Consider the following 19,370-nt stretch of genomic DNA (forward strand, 5'->3'; position numbering starts at 1 on the left):
TCCTGCTCCTGACATCTTTGCGCTGTCTTGCGACTTAATCATCCCAGCATAACCGCTGGCCGGACGATACAACAGCAGACAGACACTTTTTAAAAAGGGCACGCAGTGTAAAACGAAGCATAAATCTTTACAACTGCCTGTTGCGCTAAAAACACAAAACCCGCCATAACGGCGGGTTTTGTCAGCAAAACCTGCGTTATGGCAGTTGCTGATACCCCATATTGTATAAGGTAAAGCTGAAGATATCCGCCATTTGCTCAATCTGTTTTGACACCGGCGTGCCGGCGCCATGGCCAGCATTGGTTTCAATACGGATCAACTGCGGGTTAACTCCGGCATCTTTGGCTTGCAGCTCGGCAGCGAACTTAAACGAATGCGCCGGTACCACACGGTCGTCATGATCGGCCGTGGTAACCATGGTTGCCGGATAAGTCACGCCGGCTTTCACGTTGTGCACCGGTGAATACCCCAACAGGTAGTCAAACATTTCTTTGCTTTGCTCACTGGTACCATAATCGTACGCCCAGCCCGCACCAGCAGTGAAGGTATGATAACGCAGCATATCCAGCACACCAACCGCCGGCAACGCCACTTTAACCAGCTCTGGCCGTTGCGTCATGACTGCGCCCACCAGCAAGCCACCGTTTGAACCACCGCGGATCGCCAGCTTGTTGCTGGAGGTATACCCTTGCTGTTGCAGATATTCGGCCGCAGCAATAAAGTCATCAAACACGTTTTGCTTTTGTAACTGCGTACCCGCCTGATGCCAGGCTTTGCCGTACTCGCCGCCGCCGCGTAGATTCGGCACCGCATAAACGCCACCCATATCCAGCCAAACCGCATTTGGAATACTGAACCCCGGCGTCAGGCTGACATTAAAGCCACCATAACCGTATAAAATGGTCGGGTTAGTGCCATCACGTTTTAAACCTTTTTTGTAGCTGATAATCATCGGCACCTTAGTGCCATCTTTTGAGCTGTAGAACACCTGCTCAGACACATAGTTCTCACTGTCAAACGTAGCACCTGATTTGCGGTATAACGCCGACTCACCTTCTGCTGGCGAAAAACGATAAATAGTTTGTGCCGTGGTATAGTTGGTAAAGGTGTAATACAAGGTGTCATCAGCTTTTTTGCCGCTGAAGCCGCCAACACTGCCCACGCCAGGCAGGCTGATATCGCGCACTAATTTACCGCTGTAATCATACTGCTGCACTTTCGCTATCGCATCGACCATATACTCGGCGAAGATGTAGCCGCCACCGGTAGAAACGCTAAGCACATGTTCAGTTTGCGGGATCAGGTCAACCCAGTGCTCAGCTTGGGGCTGAGCCGCATCCACCACCACAACTTTTTTGTTTGGTGCATTCAGGTTCGTCACCAGATATAGCTTGCTGCCGTCGTTATCCAGCAGTTCAGTATCGGAATCCGTGTGATCCAGCACTGTTACCAGCGGGCTATCAGGCTTGGTTAAATCTTTTAAAAACAGTTTATTGCCAGATGTGGACACCGCCGCTGAAATCAACAAATAGCGGTCATCCTCGGTGACAGCAGCCCCAACATAGCGATGTTTTTCTGCCTCAGTGCCACCAAAGACCACAGCATCCTCTTTTTGTGCTGTACCCAGTTTATGATAATACAACTTATGCTGATCGGTTTTGGCCGACAGTTCACTGCCATCCGGCTTGTCGTAGCTGGAATAATAGAAGCCCTCATTGCCGCGCCAACTGATACCGCTAAACTTTACATCGACCAGCTCTGCTTCCAGCGGCTGCTTAGTTTCAACGTCAATAACGATAATTTTGCGCCAATCGCTACCGCCCTCTGAAATCGAGTACGCGAGCTTAGAACCGTCTTTAGAAAAGCTGACTTCGGCCAGTGAAGTCGTACCGTCTTCGCTAAACGTATTCGGGTCTAAAAAGACTTCGCTTGTGCCATCGTCTAACTGGCGATACAACACATACTGGTTTTGCAGGCCATCGTTTTTATAAAAATAGGTATATTTACCTTCTTTAAATGGCGCACTGACTTTTTCGTAATTCCATGAAGAGGCCAGCTTTTGTTTGATTTGCTCGCGGTACGGAATTTGCTCCAGGTAACTAAAGGTTACCTTATTCTGTGCCTTTACCCAGGCTTCAGTTTCGCTGCTACGATCATCTTCCAGCCAGCGGTACGGGTCGGCAATTTGTTGCTCAAAATAGCTGTCTACCACATCACCTTTCGCCGTTTGCGGATAGGTAATAGCGGCTTGTTTCGATTCGGTCATAGTAATACTGTTCGGCTCATTTACGCTGTCGGTACCCGGTGCGCCGCCACAGGCGGCCAGCAAAGATACGGTGAGAATACTAAAGAGGTGTTTCATTTACGGGGACTCCCTGTTTCTTGTTGTTATAACGCGGATGAGCTTAACAAAGATGTCCGGTTTTGCCTATTTCTGCTCAACAGGTTTTACGTGGCGGTTGTCGGAAAAGCAAAAAGCCCGTCCTAAGACGGGCTTTAGCATAATGATGGTGCCCAGAGGCGGAATCGAACCACCGACACGCGGATTTTCAATCCGCTGCTCTACCGACTGAGCTATCTGGGCAACGCGGGTCGTATTAAACGGATTTTACGATATTAAGTCAACAGATATTTTAACTGGCAAGGTGCGTTAGCTTATTCATTGAACAAAACGCTGCAATAGACAGCAATTAATGAAAAAAAGGCGGCATTAACAACCAAATAAGCAGCTACTTTACTAGCCAACATTGTTAAAATGCCCAATATATTAGCCAGCCTGCTTTATGCGCAGCCCAACATTGGACAACGAATGGAAAATAGCTCATTTAGTAAAGCCATATTTAAACCTCTTGCTCTGCTGTCATTGATTGCACTGCTGGCGCAGGCGGCGCTGTTTGCCCTGCTGAATAAGCCTGAGGCCGATGTTACGGATAAACAACTGGAGCGGCTAACTGCCGACGCCCGTTTGGTTGTCAAAGCCCTGACACCACTGTTACAACGCAACGATATCAGCGCTGCGGAGCAAATTCTGTTTCAAACGCGCAGCGGTGACACAGACCGTGCTATCTATCTGTACCGGGCAACCGACAACGGCGACAGCGAACTTATTGCCAACACCAACAATGTGCAGGGTTATGTGCCACAGCCAACCTGGCAGGACAACGCTGATCAGCAAGATAGCTATCTGGTCGTGCACCAGCTGGTGGGGCTGGCTGACCAGCAACAGGCGCTGCTGATCTACGTTCAGCGCCTGCATATCAAACCCTGGTGGCCTTTTGCCAGCGTTTTTGCTGCCAGTTTGGTATTGGCTTTAATATTAAGTGCGTTGTTTGCCACCGGCATCTCCGGCTTTTTTAGCCGCCGTATTAAACCGCTATTGCAAGGCACCCGCCAGGCACTGGAAAAAGATCAGTTTAGCGCCAGCCTCGACAGCCACAGTAAAGACAGCTATGGCACCCTGGGCAGCTATATTAACCAATTATTCCGTAAAATTGAGCTGGCGCAGCAAGCGCTGGCCGAGTCGGAACAAAATATCAAGAACCTGAAGCTCGAAGTAGATACCCGGATTAAAGAGCGCACTGACGCGCTGGAAACCGCTAAGCTTACCGCCGAAAAAGCCAACGAAGCCAAATCGACATTTCTGGCCACAATGAGCCATGAAATTCGCACGCCAATGAATGGCATTATCGGCACTATCGATTTACTGCGCAAAACCCAATTATCTACTTCGCAATTTCGTATGACAGACACCGTGCGCGAATCGTCGTTCTCACTACTGCGTATTCTGGATGACATTCTGGATTTCTCAAAAATAGAGGCGGGTAAACTGGAGCTGGAAACCATACCGCTATCACTGGTAGACATTATTGAAGCCGTAGGCCGCATTCTGGTGTCGGTGGCGCACCAACGCCAGATTGATTTAAAGCTGTTTATCGACCCACGCATTCCCGATGGTCTGATTGGCGACCCGGTGCGTTTACGGCAAATTTTGTACAACCTGGCCGGTAATGCGATTAAATTTACCCAGACCACACCGGAAAAAACCGGCTTAGTGGTGATTAAAGCTGAACTACTGGAAGAAAATATGGATTTCAGCCAAATCCAGTTCAGCATTATTGATAATGGTAAAGGCATGACACAGCGCCAGATCAGCTATGTGTTTCAGCCTTTTAACCAGGCCGAAGGTTCTATTACCCGTAAATTTGGCGGCACCGGCCTTGGTTTATCTATCTGCCAGCGCCTGACCACACTGATGTACGGTGACATCAACGTTAGCAGCCAGGTAGACAAAGGCACAGAGTTCACAGTGCGTATCCCGATGCGCCGTTCAGATGAAATTCACTATCTGGATAAAGAACTGCTGCGTGATGTGCATCTGTGTTTATTTAGCAGTGATGAGCAAAATCAGGCGCATTTACAGGCTTATTTCCGTCATGCCGGCGCAGAACTGGAGACAGAAAGCCAGTTTGACAGCCTGCTGCAGCGGGCACAGCAACTAAAACCGCTGCCACCGAAGCAAGCGGCGGTCTGGGTGCTGGATGCTACCTATGAGCAGATCTCGGCGAACCAGATTGACCAGTTGCAGCAACTGGAGAGTATGAGTCAGGTACAATTTGTTGTTATTACTAATCAGGTCGAGCTGTCAGAGCGCAGTAATGACAGGGTTTACTACCTGCATAGCTCACCGATTTGCCGCAGTCACTTGTATGACGCTGTGTTAATTGCCGCTAAGCGCAAAGCCAAACCAGTGTATCCCGGCGAAAAGATTGCCGTGGCAGCGGCCCCATCGATTGAGCAGGCCCGTAAAGAGCGGCGGTTGGTGTTACTGGCAGAAGATAATCTGATGAACCAGCGCGTCATTGTCGACCAGCTTAACGCCCTGGGCTATGCGGTAGAAGTGGCAGACGATGGAGCTATAGCGCTGGAAAAATGGCGCAACTACCACTATCCCTTGTTGCTGACCGACTTGCATATGCCCAACATGAGTGGCTACGACTTAGCTATCGCTATCCGTAAAGAGAGCCTGCATAGCGGTGAAGGCGCTGAATTTACCCGTATTATAGCGGTGACCGCCAATGCGTTAAAAGGCGAAGAGCAAAAGTGCCTGAGTATTGGTATGGACGGCTATATTACCAAACCGATTGAACTGGCCACATTAGAGACCATGTTGTCGCGTTGGTTACCGCATCCGGTTGACAGCAAAAAGCCACTTGCGCAAAGCAGCGATAATGGCCAGCACAATTCGCCGATTTGTTTTACCACCATTGCCAACTTTCTCGGCAACGATCCGGCCAAGCATGAAGAACATTTAAACTACTTTGTTAAACACGCTGCTGATTTACTACAAACGCTGGCGCAGCATGTCAGTGCACAGGAGCGCAGCGGTGTGCGCTCAATTGCACATCAGTTTAAAGCCATTGCCAAAAGTATCGGCGCGCTGGGCCTGGCCGAGCAAGCTTTAAAACTGGAAAAAGCCGCTGAAGAAAGCGACTGGGCGGTAATTAACGAACATATCCGCCTGATGCAGGAGAAGTATCATGATGTCGTCAGTTATGTGAAGCAGCGCTATTAACCCGGGGGGTCAGAAAAACGCCAGCAACATGCTGGCGTTTTCGTTAACACATTTGGTTTAGTTGCCCCAGATTGCTGTAACAAACTGCGGATGGTCAACAAAGGGGTTACGGTTGCCCTGATATTGATGTGCCGCTTCGTTACGGTCGCGCTCTTTCTGGCTCACCGGATCCAGCTGATGCCATTGCTTTAACAGCTGCAACAGCCAACTTTCAAACACTTGCGTGCTGCTGCCGTTAAGCGCTGCGTTAGCTTCAGTGCTGTTATTTTGCCAGCCGGCCAATTGATTCTGATAACGGGTCGCCATATAAAAATACGCCCGGGCAATATCACCTTTAAATTCGTCGATTGGCTCAAACACAGTACCGTTATAACCACTGCTGCTTAACGCTGTGCCAAGCTTAGAACCATTTGCGGAAGTATAACTGGCACTGCCGACTTTACCGTACGGATAGCTGCTGCGTTTTGAGTTAACAAAGCCATCAGTGGCGAAGATATGATGCACATCTGAGTTCATCGGCTCTACCGCGCCACCAAACCAGCTGCGCGGAAACGAATGCTCACGGTTATAGCAATCGGCCTCACTGTTGTAGGTACCACACTGGTTCACACCCGCGGCATAAACATAAGCGTCAGTTGCCGTCGGGTTTTCTGAGTAAATATCTAAAATAGTGCCGTCTTGCTCATAATAATTATCCAGTTCATTGACGGTATAAAACGTCCACAAAGCACTGTAACCCTGCGCCGTATGGCTTTTAATAATATTATGCAAAGCCGTTTTTAACGTATAACCGGTTAACCCGGCCGCCTCGGCGTAGTAGGCATCCAGATCGGTGCCATCATCACCGCTACTGCCCAGGGTAAAACTATGCGTTTGCTGATAACTGAAATGAGTACCACTGAAGACGTCAACGCCGTTTATGCTCAGGCTATAGCTGCCATTGCCATAGTTGCAGCAAATACCATCGCCGTAACTGTCATCAATGCGGAAGCTATATTCGCCATCAGTCAGACACCACTGCTCGGTGTAACTGGTGTTGTTACTCAGGCTGCCACTGGCATAATGCTGCTGGTTATTGCCATCTGTCAGCTGCCAGCTGGTTTCACTGGCATAACCGTCTGTGGTTAACGAGAAGGTTGCCGTGGTTGCAGCACAACCTGCCGGCGGTGGTTCAACCGGTGTAGCGCTTGGCTGGAAGTCATCAACATACACCAACTCGCTGCCATCAAAGCCACTGACATCATAAAACCGCAGTCCCGCCTCAATCGTGGTATTGCTACTTGCCGTATAACTGTAGCTTAACGTTTGCCATTGCCCGGTCAGGTTCTCATTAGAGTAGCCCTGGTAGCCATTGACATACAGCCGGGCGCGGACATTGCCTTCAGTATGATATATCGCAGTGCTGAAGTTATACGTTTGCCCGGCGCTGACACTCACTGACTGCCGCATATCGGTATTGGCCTGATCACTGGTGTTAACCGTAATGGCAGCCGCTTTATCGCCGACAAGCTTTATAGTGGTAGATGGACTCAGCTTAATGCCACTGTCAATCAGGCTCCAACTGGCCGGCTGGTTGCCACTCCATTGTTCAAAGCCACCATTAAGCACCGCTGCCTGAGCGACGCCAGTGATACAGCTAAATAATGCCAGTGCAAGCGATAGGTTTTTCATTGTTATTTTTTTCATGCTGGTTGTCCTTGGCTAAATACTGTCAGCGCCACCGCCGACAGCACCATTACACTAAAGCAAATTATTTGGATAAAAATAGCGCAGATATGAATTTTTTATTAAAAAAAGGGCAGCCAATGGCTGCCCAAACTGTCAGTTACCTGACCACGTAGTGTAAAACCTAACTTAACATTTAGAACTGATTCATAGTGTTATGCGCACCACCAGCTTTTAACGCCGCTTCACCAGAGAAATACTCTTTATGATCATCTCCCACATCAGAGCCCGACATATTCTGGTGTTTAACACAGGCAATGCCCTGGCGGATTTCTTTACGCTGCACACCTTCGACATAACCCAGCATACCGGCGGCACCAAAGTACTCTTTAGCCAGGTTGTCAGTAGACAGCGCGGCAGTATGATAGGTTGGCAAGGTGATCAGGTGGTGGAAAATACCCGCTTCACGCGCCGCATCGGCCTGGAAGGTACGAATGCGGTTATCGGCTTCCAGTGCCAGCTCAGTCGCATCGTAGTCAGCACTCATCAGTTGGGCACGGTCATAGGCCGACACATCTTTACCGGCCGCTTTCCAGGCGTCAAATACCTGCTGGCGGAAGTTCAGTGTCCAGTTAAAGCTGGGGCTGTTGTTGTACACCAGTTTGGCATTGGGTACCACTTCGCGAATACGGTTTACCATCTCAGCAATCTGGCCCACATGCGGTTTCTCGGTTTCAATCCACAGTAAATCAGCGCCGTGCTGCAGTGAGGTAATACAATCCAGCACTACACGGTCGATACCGCTGCCTTGCTTAAACTGGAATAAACCACTGGCTAAGCGTTTTGGTTTTAACAGCTTGCCATTGGCTTTTACCACGACATCGCCATTGGCAATATCGTCGGCACCGCTGATGACATCGCCGTCTAAGAAGCTGTTGTATAAATCGCCCAAATCGCCGGGTTCATTCGTTACCGCAATTTGCTTGGTTAAGCCAGCGCCCAAAGAATCGGTACGGGCCACGATAATGCCATCGTCCACGCCCAGTTCTAAAAAGGCATAGCGCACAGCGTTTATTTTGGCTAAAAAGTCAGCATGTGGCACGGTAACCTTACCGTCCTGGTGGCCGCATTGCTTTTCATCCGACACCTGGTTTTCAATCTGAATAGCGCAGGCACCGGCTTCAATCATTTTCTTTGCCAGTAAATAGGTGGCTTCTTCATTACCAAAGCCGGCGTCGATATCGGCAATAATTGGCACCACATGGGTTTCAAAGTTATCAATCTTGCTTTGTACCGCTGCCGCTTTGGCGCTATCACCAGCGGCTTTAGCAGCATCCAGTTCACGGAACAAGCCGCCTAATTCGCGCGCATCGGCTTGCTTTAAAAAGGTGTACAATTCTTCAATTAAGGCCGGCACAGCGGTTTTCTCATGCATCGACTGATCCGGCAGCGGGCCAAATTCAGAGCGCAGCGCCGCTATCATCCAACCGGACAAATACAGATATTTACGTTTAGTGGTGCCGAAATGTTTCTTAATGGCGATCAGTTTCTGCTGGCCAATAAAACCATGCCAGCAGCCTAAAGATTGGGTGTACTGGCTGCTGTCAGCATCATAAGCGGCCATATCGGCGCGCATAATTTTCGCCGTGTATTTGGCAATATCCAGGCCAGTATGAAACCGGTTTTGCAGCTTCATCCGCGCCGCAGACTCAGGGTTTATTGCGCTCCAGGCGTCACCGTTTTGCTGACGTAAGCTGGCGATTTGTTGTATTGCATCTTGGTAAGCTGACATAGCAGTATCCTCTTGTTGCTTATTGCCCGGCTTGCCGGACGCTGACTGTTCCCAGGCTGAATGGTTACCTGTTGCCTTACACTATAGGTTTCATTTTGATAATTCATAAAGGTGATTTTTGTGATGCTGGCCATTCATAGCATTAATACCAAAGTTGGCTTGACGGCAGCCAGCCTGCCAATGCTATGATTCAGTCAGGTTATGCAAACAGGCTGGGTTATTAAACTGATGAATATTAATAAGATGGATTTAAACCTGCTGGTGTACTTAGATGTGCTGCTGCGCGAGAAAAACGTCACCCGCGCGGCCAACCAGCTGAATATCACCCAGCCGGCGATGAGCAATGGTTTAAAACGGCTGCGCGATTTGCTCAACGACCCTATCTTAGTGCGCACCTCAGATGGCATGGTACCGACCGAACGTGCGCGTGAGTTAGCACCGGTGGTGCGCGGTGTTTTATTGACACTGGAGGAAACCCTGCAGCCGAATAAAGACTTCGAGCCACTAAACAGCCAGCGTGTGTTTCGTATTATGGCCAGTGACTATGCCGCTTCAACCTTAATACCGGCACTGCTGAAAAAAATGCGTGTACTGGCGCCGCATACCAGCCTGGATATTATGACGCCGTCCGATGTGACTTTTCATGACGTTGAAAACGGCAAAGTCGATATGGCCATTAACCGCTTTGACCAGTTGCCGCAGTCGTTCCACCAGAAAACCGTCTGGCGCGACAGCTTTTCCTGTTTAATTAATGTGCAAAATCCGGTACTTAAAAACTTCAATTTAGACAGCTACTTAAAAGCGCAGCATATCTGGGTCAGTAAAACCGGCTTTGGCGTTGGCGTGGGTATGGACCCGAAAGACGTGCAAAAACTGGGCTGGGTAGATGAAGCCCTGGCTAAACTGGGCAAGCAGCGCAGTATTTCGGTATTTACCCGCAACTACCATGTCGCCATGCATTTGGCCGTTGGCATCGATTTAATTGCTACCCTGCCCAGCCGCGCCGCTAAGTTGTATGAGAATGACCCGACGATGGCCATTATGGATCCGCCCTTTGCCATACCGTCGATTGAGCTAAAGATGATTTGGAGCCCACTGCTGCACCAAGATGCCAGCCATATTTGGTTTCGCAGACTGATTGTTGAAACCGCAGATGAGTTGAACTAAACCCTCCAGCGAAGGCTGGAATCCCGATTTGGTCGACACAGAGTGTCTGAGTGAGTGCGCAAGCGCGAGCGAGTTGCTGTGGCGAGCCAAAGCGGGAGTTGCAGCCGAAGCTTTGCTGCTGGCTTAGTAAAACCCCCTGCCTCACTCGCCGGGGCGACTCGCCCTAATGCCTACGGCAGGGCTCAGACACTCCCCGACTCCTTCAACAGGGTCTTTTTCACGCCGCCGGCCTTGGATGTATCAACTTTGAAGCCATAAAAAAGGCGCTGTCAGCAAGTCAGCGCCTTTTGCTTGGTTTACTCAGGTGTTAATCAAGTAACTGATAGGCTGGCAGGGTCAGGAAATCTACCAGCTGATCAGAGGTGGTGATATCCAGCAGTAAGCTTTGTGCGCGGGCAAAATTTTGCTCTGCCCAAGCTGCTTCACCCACTTCTGTACGCACCACTTTTGCCTCTTCCTCTAACATAGAAGCAAACAGGGTTTTGGTAATCAGCTTGCCATTAGACAAACTCTTACCATGTTTAATCCACTGCCAAATCGAGGTGCGGGATATCTCCGCCGTGGCAGCATCTTCCATCAGGCCATAAATTGGCACGCAGCCTTTACCACTGATCCAGGCGGCAATATATTGCAGCGCCACGCGAATGTTGGTGCGCATGCCCTCTTCAGTGCGCTCACCGTCACAGGGTTCTAACAGCTGTGCTGCGGTAATCTCTTCATCGTCAGCACGACTGACATCCAGCTGATTTGGCTTGCCGCCGGCCAGATACTGAGCAAACACCGCATTAGCTGTCGCGGCCAGACCAGGGTGCGCCACCCAGGTACCGTCGTGGCCGTTACTGGCTTCCAGCTCTTTGTCAGCGGTAACTTTGGCCAGAATAGCCGCATTTTGTGCCGCATCTTTCGCCGGAATAAAGGCCGCCATACCGCCCATCGCCAAGGCGCCACGCTTATGGCAGGTTTTAATCAGTAAGCGCGAATAGGCATTTAGAAACGGTTGTTTCATCGTTACCACCTGCCGGTCTGGTAACACTCTATCAGGGTGGTTATTTAACGTTTTGATATAACTGAAAATATAATCCCATCTGCCGCAATTAAGCGCCACGATATGCTCGCGCAACATATATAGAATTTCATCCATCTCAAACACAGCCGGCAGGGTTTCTATCAATACCGTAGCGCGCACCGTGCCAATTGGCTGGCTGAATTTCTGCTCGGTATAACGAAACACATCATCCCACCACTTGGCTTCCAGGTGGCTTTGCAGCTTAGGTATGTAGTAATACACACCGGTGCCGTTAGCTAAACGGGTTTGATAGTTGTGCAGAAAGTACAGCGCAAAGTCCATCAGGCCGCCTGGGATCTGCTCGCCATCTACCAGCAAGTGCTTTTCCCACAAATGCAGGCCACGTACCCGGGCAATCAATAGCGCCGGGTTATCCTTTAATGCATAGTGTTTGCCGGTTTGCTCATCGGTATAGCTGATAGTACCCAGGTTGGCATCGCGCAGGTTGATCTGGCCTTCAATCACGCCAGCCCAGCTCGGCGCCTGCGAGTCTTCAAAGTCGGCCATAAACACTTTAACGTCAGCGTTTAACGCATTAATGATCATCTTGCGGTCGACCGGACCGGTAATTTCTACCCTGCGGTCTTGTAAGTCGGCAGGTATAGTTGCGACTTGCCAATCAGACTGACGGATATTTGCCGTTTGCGGCAGAAAATCCGGTAACGCGCCAGCATCATAGCGTTGCTGCGTGCTCTGGCGGTCAGCCAGTAATTGTTTCAGCCTGGGCCGGAACTCGCGGGTCAGTTCAACCAGCAAGGCGCAGGCCTGCTCGGTCAGAATACTGTCATAAGCACTGGTTAACGGAGCCTTGATCGTTAAACCGGCGCGGCTAATGCTTGTTGTCATAAATTTGTCCTTTTTAGCGGCCAACACCCATGCTCATGCTGTTATTCGGCTGAAAATCAGCAACAGCCAGGATCGGGATACACCTAACTATAAGCGCTTTTTGGTTATAAAATACATCAATGCAAACAATGCCAGTCATTCATAATACAAATACTAACCCCGGTAACCAAACTAAAATGCTGGCACAACTTATGCTTGATTAAAGGCAATGCCTGGGTGTGTCAGACACCATGTCAATTTTCTGTCGGAGGTACACATGGAATTTGTCTTGTTATTAATTTTACTGTTAGTCATCGTCGTGGCGATGGTAGCCAGCCGCTTTATTGACAGTGGTAACCCCTTCCCACTGCAGAAAAAAACTACCTTATTTAGCCCGGTTGAACGTTCCTTTATGCAGTTACTGGAAAAAGCGGTAGACAAAGAGTACAAAATTCTTAACCGGGTAAAGCTGGCCGATGTGATGGAGCTAAAAGCCGGTATCAGTGATAAAGCCCGCGCCAGCACTATGCAGAAACTAAACGCCAAGTACCTTGATTTTGTCCTGTGTGATCCCACTGATTTCAGTGTAGTAGCGGTATTAGATTTGGTGAACAATACCAGCAAAGATGGCCATAAAGCCGTGCCGGACTGGTTTGTTAACGGCGCCTTAGATGCCGCTGGTGTGCCTTACCTTCGCATGAAAATAAAAGCCGGTTATACTGCCGCCGATATTCAGGCCGCCATAGCAGCACGTTTGGGTAAGGTAGTGGCTAAACCCGAGCCTATGTTTAAAGGTTTAGTGAAAAAAGGCCCTACCCGGCCGGTTCGCTCCTTAAAACCGGCAACCAGCAGCAATGCTTTGCCAGTACCAGCCTTGTCCCACTCACAAATTAAAGCCCAGCAAACGGCGCTAATCCGCGCGTCTTAACGCTTATACCGAGCTACACAACAAGCCGCCTGTCAAAGAGGGCGGCTTTTCTATTCGCAGCAAAAAATTAAAATAAAGGCTAAAGTAATGCATCTTGCTGCCGTTACAGTGCTGAGGCATTGGCATAGGAGGAAACCATGAGTCAGTCCGTTGGTGCTGCATCGTCAGCCCAAGGTTTTGAAGTGCTTGGCGCTGTGATGGCGAAAAAGCAGCAAAACCAGGAAGCGAAAATGGCAATGATGTTATTGCAAGGTGCAGTGCAATCTACAGCACAAATGCAATCCTCTGCCCCTGTAGGTAACCTGGGGCAAAATATTAATATCATGGTTTAACGATATTAATGTCGCAAAAACAAAGGCCAGCGCACGCTGGCCTTTTTATTCTCCGTTTAACTTTCCGAACATCAGTAACGGGCAAAACTTGCATTAGAGCACTCAGGGCTTAAGCTTAATCAGCACAATATTTTTCTAACTGAGGAAATTAGCCCTTTATCAGTTATTACCGCTAAACAGAGGTCCGACTATGTCTAAACTCTCCAATCTGGCACGCAACCTAAGCGTCCGCGTAAAACTTCTTTCTGGTTTTTCACTGGTTTTACTGATCTTACTGCTGATATCGATACTTAGTTACAATGCACTTAACAGCCTGACCAGCCGATTTAAACTGGTAACCGATGTCAGTGAAACCAACTTACTGATTAGTGAGGCGCGCCAACAGGAAAAAAACTTTATGCTGCGCAATGATGCAAAGTTTTATCAGCAAGCGCTTAAGATCACTGATCAAGCAAGACAATTAGGTCAAAGCAGCCTGACAAGCTTTACCAATGAGCAAAGTGCAGCATTAATGCGCGAGTTACTACGCAACCTCGATCTTTATCAGCAACAATTACAACAACTGGCCAGTATTGATATGCAGACCAATGCTGCAGAGGCCTTGCTAATAGAAGAGCGGATGACCGAAGTAGCCCTCGCCGCCGATGAAGCAGGTACCCGCTCAGTGCAAAACCAACTTGCCATCCTTGAGCAAGAAATGAATGAGCTGGAATGGGTAATTATTATTGCCGCTCTTCTGGCCATTATTGTCGGAGTCTTTGCCGCTGTTGTCATCACGCAAATGGTTGTCGCGCCGCTGCAACAAGTGGTACAGGTAGCAGAGAAAATAGCCGCTGGCGATTTAACTGAAGACTTACCCACTGACCGGCAAGATGAACCCGGTCAGTTGATGGCGGCAATGCAGCGTATGAGTATTAGCTTACGCACGCTGATTAATAACCTAACTGCTGGTATTACCCAGTTAGCCACCGCTACTGAGGAAATGGCCGCTATCTCGGTGCAAAATTCCGCCGGGGTCAGTCAGCAAAAAGAAGAAACCGAGCAGGTGGCTACAGCCATGAATGAAATGTCGGCCACAGTGCAGGATGTCGCCAAAAGTGCTGAAGATGCGTCTAATGCGGCAACTGAATCGGCACAGCAAGCCACAGTTGGCGAGCAGGTAGTTGAAAAAACCATGCAACAGATCAAAGCGCTGGCGCATGAAGTCACCACCTCAGCGCAAGCTATTGGTGAGCTGAAAGAACAAAGCAATAATATCGGTTCAGTGCTGGACGTGATAAAAAGCATTGCCGACCAAACCAACCTGCTGGCACTGAATGCTGCCATTGAAGCTGCCCGCGCCGGCGAAGCTGGCCGTGGTTTTTCTGTAGTTGCCGAAGAGGTACGGGCGCTGGCGTTTCGTACTCAGGAGTCAACCGGCCAAATTGAACAATTAATCAGCACCTTACAGCAAAAAGCCGAGGCGGCTGTCAGCAATATGCACAAAAGCTCCGGTCTTGCCGACAATACATTGGAAAGCGCTGATGACGCTGGCGACGCCATTAAAGCCATCAGCGGCGCGGTGATGAGTATTCAGCAAATGAACCAGCAAATTGCTGCAGCGGCCCTGCAACAAAGTACCGTTGCCGAGCAAATTAATCGCAGTATTTTCAGTATCAGGGATGTGGCAGAGCAATCGGCTACTGCCAGTGAAGAAACCGCAAACGCCAGCACCGATTTAAGCCGGCTGGGCACCGAACTGCAGCAATTAGCCTCACAATTTAAAGTGGCCTGATAATGTTAGCGGCCCGGTTAGTACCGGGCCTTGTAATGTTCACCGCGCAAAGCGCACGACCAATTCATGCAGCTCGTTTGATACCTGTTGCAGTTGTTTAATACTGTTAGCTGAGTTAGCCGCTTCTGTCAGACTGTTGTTGGCCAGGCTGGAAATATTTACCACCTGCTGATTAACCTCTTCAGCGACATTGGCTTGCTGCTCTACCGCGGCGGCCATTTGAATTGACATATTAGCAATACTGCCGACGGCGTCTGAAATACCGTTAAGCATTTCCTCGGTTTCTTTCACCCGGTTAAGCCCCGCCTCGGCGCCGGCTGTGCCGGTGTGCGCCACCCGCACCGCGGTATCGGCCCTGCTAGTTAGATCAGCAATAATTTGGTGAATTTCCTTAGTAGACTCCTGTGTACGCTGCGCCAGATTACGTACCTCATCTGCCACCACGGCAAAGCCACGGCCTTGCTCGCCCGCGCGGGCAGCTTCTATGGCGGCATTGAGCGCCAGTAAATTGGTTTGCTCGGCAATTTGCTCAATCATTTGCGCTACGCTGGCAATTTTTTTGGTCTGCTCAGAAACTTCGCTGACAGAATGACTAATTTCGCTCACCGTTTGCCCAAGCGCCTCTATAGCCTGGCGGGTCACCACAGCGGTCTGGCGGCTGCGGCCAGCTAACTCATTCGATTGCTCTGCCTGCTGAGCGGTTTCTTGCACATGTTTCGACACTTCCGCTATGGTCGTCGTCATTTGATGCATTGCGGTTGCCGCCTGCTCCGTTTCCTGCTGCTGACGTTGGATCAACGTCATTGATGCCTGCGCCAGAGCTAAACCCTGATCAGATTGCCTGGATACACTTTTCGCCGCATCTTCCATCCGGCTTAGCACTGCACCTAAATGCGCTTTAGAACTCATTACCGCTACTTTTAACTCCCCTACTTCAGGTTGATCATCAGTAAAGGTTCTTACTGCCAGTTCATGGCTAAACGCATTGGCCAGCAGCGTTTTTACACTCTCCAGCGCATTCTTCTTACTGATGTTGCTCCAAAGTGCGAAGGCCAGCGCTGACAACATCAGCAAGCCCATGCCCGCTGCCGGATAGCCTTGCGCGTAAAGTAGCCAGGCGACAATCAATGCACCAACAAAGGCCGCCGTTGAATAGTGTAAATGAAAACGGCTGGCTTTAAATTTACCGTTATTAATAGCCGCATAGAGTTTTTCGGCACGCTGAATATCGTTACGTGATGGACAAGAGCGCACCGACTCATAGCCCACCACCTTGCCATTTTCGGTAACCGGGGTAACATAGGCATCAACCCAATAGTAATCACCATTTTTACTGCGGTTTTTCACCAGTCCCATCCAGGGTTTACCGGCTTTTAAATGTTCCCACATTATTTTGTAAGCCAAAGGCGGCATATCAGGATGGCGCACTATATTGTGCGGCTGGCCGATAAGTTCGTCTTTCGCAAAACCACTAATTGCAATAAACGCATCGTTACAGTGCCGGATAGTGCCATTGAGATCGGTATTAGAGATCAGTTTTTGTTCTGCAGGAAAGGTTCTCTCGGTATTTGTAACCGGCATGTTACGACGCATAAAGTTGGCTCCTTGCTATAACGGGCATCGTTAAGTTGTAAAAATAGCAACATGCTGCAATAAATCAACGATAAGCAAAAAGAAAAATTACCATACACTTAAACAATAATATTGCAAATCACTACTTTTAATTTACAGCTTTACCCTACTGACATTCATATGCCATTCAGGCAACAACACTACACTTTGCCGCTGTTTTTACCCGGTGATGTTGTTTATGCATTACACTGATAGCGTTTGTACAAACGCAAGGGAACGGCTATGACCCAACAACAATGCTCAGTATTGATTATTGACGATGCCTACACGGTGCGCGAATACCTGCGCCAGACGCTGATGCATCTGGGCATTAGCCAGGTGCATGAAGCGTCATCAGGTAATAAAGGTTTATCGGTATTTAATCAGCACCAGCATGACTTGGTCTTTCTCGATATTGAGCTGCCCGACATCAACGGCCAGCAATTACTGCAGCAAATTAAAACCCAGGCCGACAAAACCCATGTGGTAATGGTCACAGCACATAATTCAGTCGACAACGTGCAGCAAAGTATTGCCGCCGGTGCCAGCGGTTTTATTGCCAAGCCGTTTTCGCCACTGAAAATCAAAAACATCGTTGAACGTTGCCTGGCAGCAAAACTGAATTAACACAGGTACCAACCTGGCAACGCTATGACAAAGGCCGCGATACACGCGGCCTTTATGGTTAGGGCGAGTTTAATTGCTGCAAAATATCCGCCCAGGGCACCAGTTTCAGGTTTTGCCCCTGCTCCGGCATGCGGTTACGGCCATCCTGCACTATTAATGCCCCCTGTTCAAAGCCCGGCCCTAATGAACGGGTAGTAACTTCCAGACCATCGGTTTCCGAACTACCATCTATTGCCAGCTGCGGATTTGTGCTAACGCGAAAGCGCAGACGCATAGCGTAAGGTGCTACCGCATCATAAACCACGTAGCTGTCATTGCCCTGGCTGGAAGCAATCAAATATTGATTATCACCATGCGTTGCCAGTGCTAACCCTTCCACATCGTCAACCAGGGTTTCGCCGTCAACCAGTATGATTTGCTCACCGGTCACAGCCGCATCCGGCTCGGCGGCAAAGCGCCAGATACCAGCGTCTTCTTCGCCAACAAACAACACACCGGCTTTATCATTGGCGACACAGCCCTCAGGCTGCGACGGCACCTGCAAACTGCGCACCAGGCTTCCCTGCCAGGCATGGCTGTTAGTATCAATACGGTACTGCTGGATTAGGCCGGATTTATCGTTCACAAACACAAAGTGCTGGCCGGTTTTGCGGCTCTGGTACATGCAGAGGCCATAAATATCAGCCATATTGGTAGCAACCTTGCCGGCATTATGCAGTGTGCCGCTGCTATCAATAGCAAACAGCTGCAGGCTGTTATCATCACGCAAACTGGCGACAGCAATATCATGTTGAGCACCTTGCCAAGCTAAACCGTAACGCACATCCACATTGTTTAGCCGCCCCACACTAAGCAGCTGTACGCGCTTACCCTGCATGTTGTACACATCCAGCCCCGCGCGTTTATCCGTTGCCAGGATCAGGCTGCGTGCCGGCGCTGACGGGTGATGCCACACTGCCGGATCATCTATCACATCACCGCGCTGACTGGCGGCCTCAGTCTGCAGGGTTGGCATCAGTTGTACCATAGCAGCTTTGGCGCTGCGCATGGTATTGGCCGGCACCGCAAGCTTAAGCTGCTGCACGCCATCAGCCTGTTCGCTGCTGATAAAAGCCGTTAAGCCTTCAGCATTTTGCTGCACCGCTAAACCACTGGCTTCGGCCAGTGCCGGCACCAGGGCCGTGGCTAACAACTCGCCGTTAGCGCTTAAATGCAGCAGCCGCGCTGGCTGTTCTTCCAGCGCCAGCAAACTGCCATCGCTGAGTAGCTGCAGCGCTTTAACCTCGCCTTGCAGCTGACCAAAGGGCTTATTCACCTGCACTAAACTGCGGCTTTCATCGGCTTCCGGCTCCGCCTGATAACGCCAGATCGCGCGGTCTGCTTCAGCGATATACAGGGCGCCGCTTTGCTGGTCTACGCTACAGGCGGTACTGTCATAAGGGATATTCAACTCGCGGATCACCAGTGGCGTTGCCAGCCATTGCTGCTGTTGTTGCAGCAATAGCTGATCAGCACCGCCGCGCCCCCCCAGTAAAAACAGGCTTAGCTGCTGGTTTTCTGTGCTGTGATAAAAACACAGATCGTCCACCACCCGGCTGCTGATCAACCGGCGTTGCAGTAATTGTAGTTTTGGTGTTTGTTCTGGTGAAAAACGCCATAGAAACAAACTATTACTGTTTACATCCATCGCCGCCAATAACAGCGTATCCGTATCAAGCGGCTGTAGCACCAGGCGGCTAAACTGGCCGGCTTGCTGCACCGGTTCGTTACTGCCCTGACGGATCTGCAAGGCCATGGTTGTGGTGAATAGCTGATAATCCTGCCCGGCCAGCTGCACCTTATAGTAGTGGCTGGCATTGACAGATAAAGGTTTGACCGCAGCTGATATGGGTGCGGCAGACTTGCCAGCCTGACAGCCGCTAAGCATGGCCAGCAGCGCCAGACTGACTGTACTCACTAAAAACATTTTTTTCGTGGCTAACTTTTTCGCTACTAACATAGTGCTGTCCTT

At 49.8% G+C, this 19,370-nt stretch carries 12 protein-coding genes and 1 tRNA gene; 6 read left to right on the forward strand and 7 right to left on the reverse strand.

Annotated elements, in window-relative coordinates; translation table 11 throughout:
- Positions 1-196 precede the first annotated feature (196 nt).
- Positions 197-2,362 carry a prolyl oligopeptidase family serine peptidase gene (locus EYB30_RS10405; RefSeq protein WP_166838852.1) on the reverse strand — a complete coding sequence of 722 codons (2,166 nt, stop codon included), beginning with the start codon at positions 2,360-2,362 and terminating at the stop codon, positions 197-199.
- Positions 2,363-2,508: 146 nt separating this feature from the next.
- A tRNA-Phe gene (locus EYB30_RS10410) sits at positions 2,509-2,584 on the reverse strand.
- A 225-nt stretch (positions 2,585-2,809) separates the two neighbouring features.
- On the opposite strand from EYB30_RS10410, the gene EYB30_RS10415 reads away from it, so the two are divergent.
- The gene (locus tag EYB30_RS10415; RefSeq protein WP_166838853.1) at positions 2,810-5,572 is read left to right on the forward strand and encodes a hybrid sensor histidine kinase/response regulator; all 2,763 of its coding nucleotides are present in this window, start codon (positions 2,810-2,812) and stop codon (positions 5,570-5,572) included.
- Between the two features lie 57 nt (positions 5,573-5,629).
- Here EYB30_RS10415 and EYB30_RS10420 read toward each other — a convergent pair whose 3' ends face one another.
- Both EYB30_RS10420 and EYB30_RS10425 read right to left on the reverse strand, forming a co-directional pair.
- Positions 5,630-7,258, reverse strand: coding sequence for an HNH endonuclease signature motif containing protein (locus EYB30_RS10420; RefSeq protein WP_206674619.1), 1,629 nt, complete (start codon positions 7,256-7,258; stop codon positions 5,630-5,632).
- A 175-nt stretch (positions 7,259-7,433) separates the two neighbouring features.
- Positions 7,434-9,029 carry an isocitrate lyase gene (locus EYB30_RS10425; RefSeq protein ID WP_166838854.1) on the reverse strand — a complete coding sequence of 532 codons (1,596 nt, stop codon included), beginning with the start codon at positions 9,027-9,029 and terminating at the stop codon, positions 7,434-7,436.
- 228 nt (positions 9,030-9,257) lie between these two features.
- Here EYB30_RS10425 and EYB30_RS10430 point away from each other — a divergent pair, with 228 nt between their 5' ends.
- Positions 9,258-10,196, forward strand: a complete 939-nt coding sequence (locus EYB30_RS10430; protein ID WP_166838855.1) for a LysR family transcriptional regulator — start codon at positions 9,258-9,260, stop codon at positions 10,194-10,196.
- Between the two features lie 307 nt (positions 10,197-10,503).
- Here the strand turns inward: EYB30_RS10430 and aceB are convergent, their stop codons facing one another.
- Complete coding sequence (gene aceB / locus EYB30_RS10435; RefSeq protein WP_166838856.1) at positions 10,504-12,108, reverse strand: malate synthase A; 1,605 nt, start codon at positions 12,106-12,108, stop codon at positions 10,504-10,506.
- A gap of 256 nt (positions 12,109-12,364) precedes the next feature.
- Between aceB and EYB30_RS10440 the strand changes: the two genes are divergently transcribed.
- The 3 genes from EYB30_RS10440 (at position 12,365) to EYB30_RS10450 (ending at position 15,121) form a co-directional block, all read left to right on the forward strand.
- A complete protein-coding gene (locus EYB30_RS10440) occupies positions 12,365-13,015 on the forward strand; it encodes a DUF2726 domain-containing protein (RefSeq protein WP_166838857.1) in 651 nt (216 codons plus the stop codon).
- A gap of 137 nt (positions 13,016-13,152) precedes the next feature.
- Entirely contained in the window at positions 13,153-13,347 is a 195-nt protein-coding gene (locus EYB30_RS10445; protein ID WP_166838858.1) for a hypothetical protein, read from the forward strand.
- Between the two features lie 190 nt (positions 13,348-13,537).
- Complete coding sequence (locus EYB30_RS10450) at positions 13,538-15,121, forward strand: methyl-accepting chemotaxis protein (RefSeq protein WP_166838859.1); 1,584 nt, start codon at positions 13,538-13,540, stop codon at positions 15,119-15,121.
- Between the two features lie 39 nt (positions 15,122-15,160).
- Here the strand turns inward: EYB30_RS10450 and EYB30_RS10455 are convergent, their stop codons facing one another.
- The gene (locus EYB30_RS10455) at positions 15,161-16,714 is read right to left on the reverse strand and encodes a methyl-accepting chemotaxis protein (protein ID WP_166838860.1); all 1,554 of its coding nucleotides are present in this window, start codon (positions 16,712-16,714) and stop codon (positions 15,161-15,163) included.
- Positions 16,715-16,975: 261 nt separating this feature from the next.
- On the opposite strand from EYB30_RS10455, the gene EYB30_RS10460 reads away from it, so the two are divergent.
- A complete protein-coding gene (locus tag EYB30_RS10460; protein WP_166838861.1) occupies positions 16,976-17,359 on the forward strand; it encodes a response regulator in 384 nt (127 codons plus the stop codon).
- Positions 17,360-17,417: 58 nt separating this feature from the next.
- Here EYB30_RS10460 and EYB30_RS10465 read toward each other — a convergent pair whose 3' ends face one another.
- On the reverse strand, positions 17,418-19,358 hold the full coding sequence (locus EYB30_RS10465) for a phytase (RefSeq protein WP_166838862.1): 1,941 nt from the start codon (positions 19,356-19,358) through the stop codon (positions 17,418-17,420).
- Positions 19,359-19,370 lie beyond the last annotated feature (12 nt).

The organism is Rheinheimera pleomorphica (genome assembly GCF_011634895.1).
In the GTDB taxonomy this organism is placed as follows: Bacteria; Pseudomonadota; Gammaproteobacteria; order Enterobacterales; family Alteromonadaceae; genus Alishewanella; species Alishewanella pleomorphica.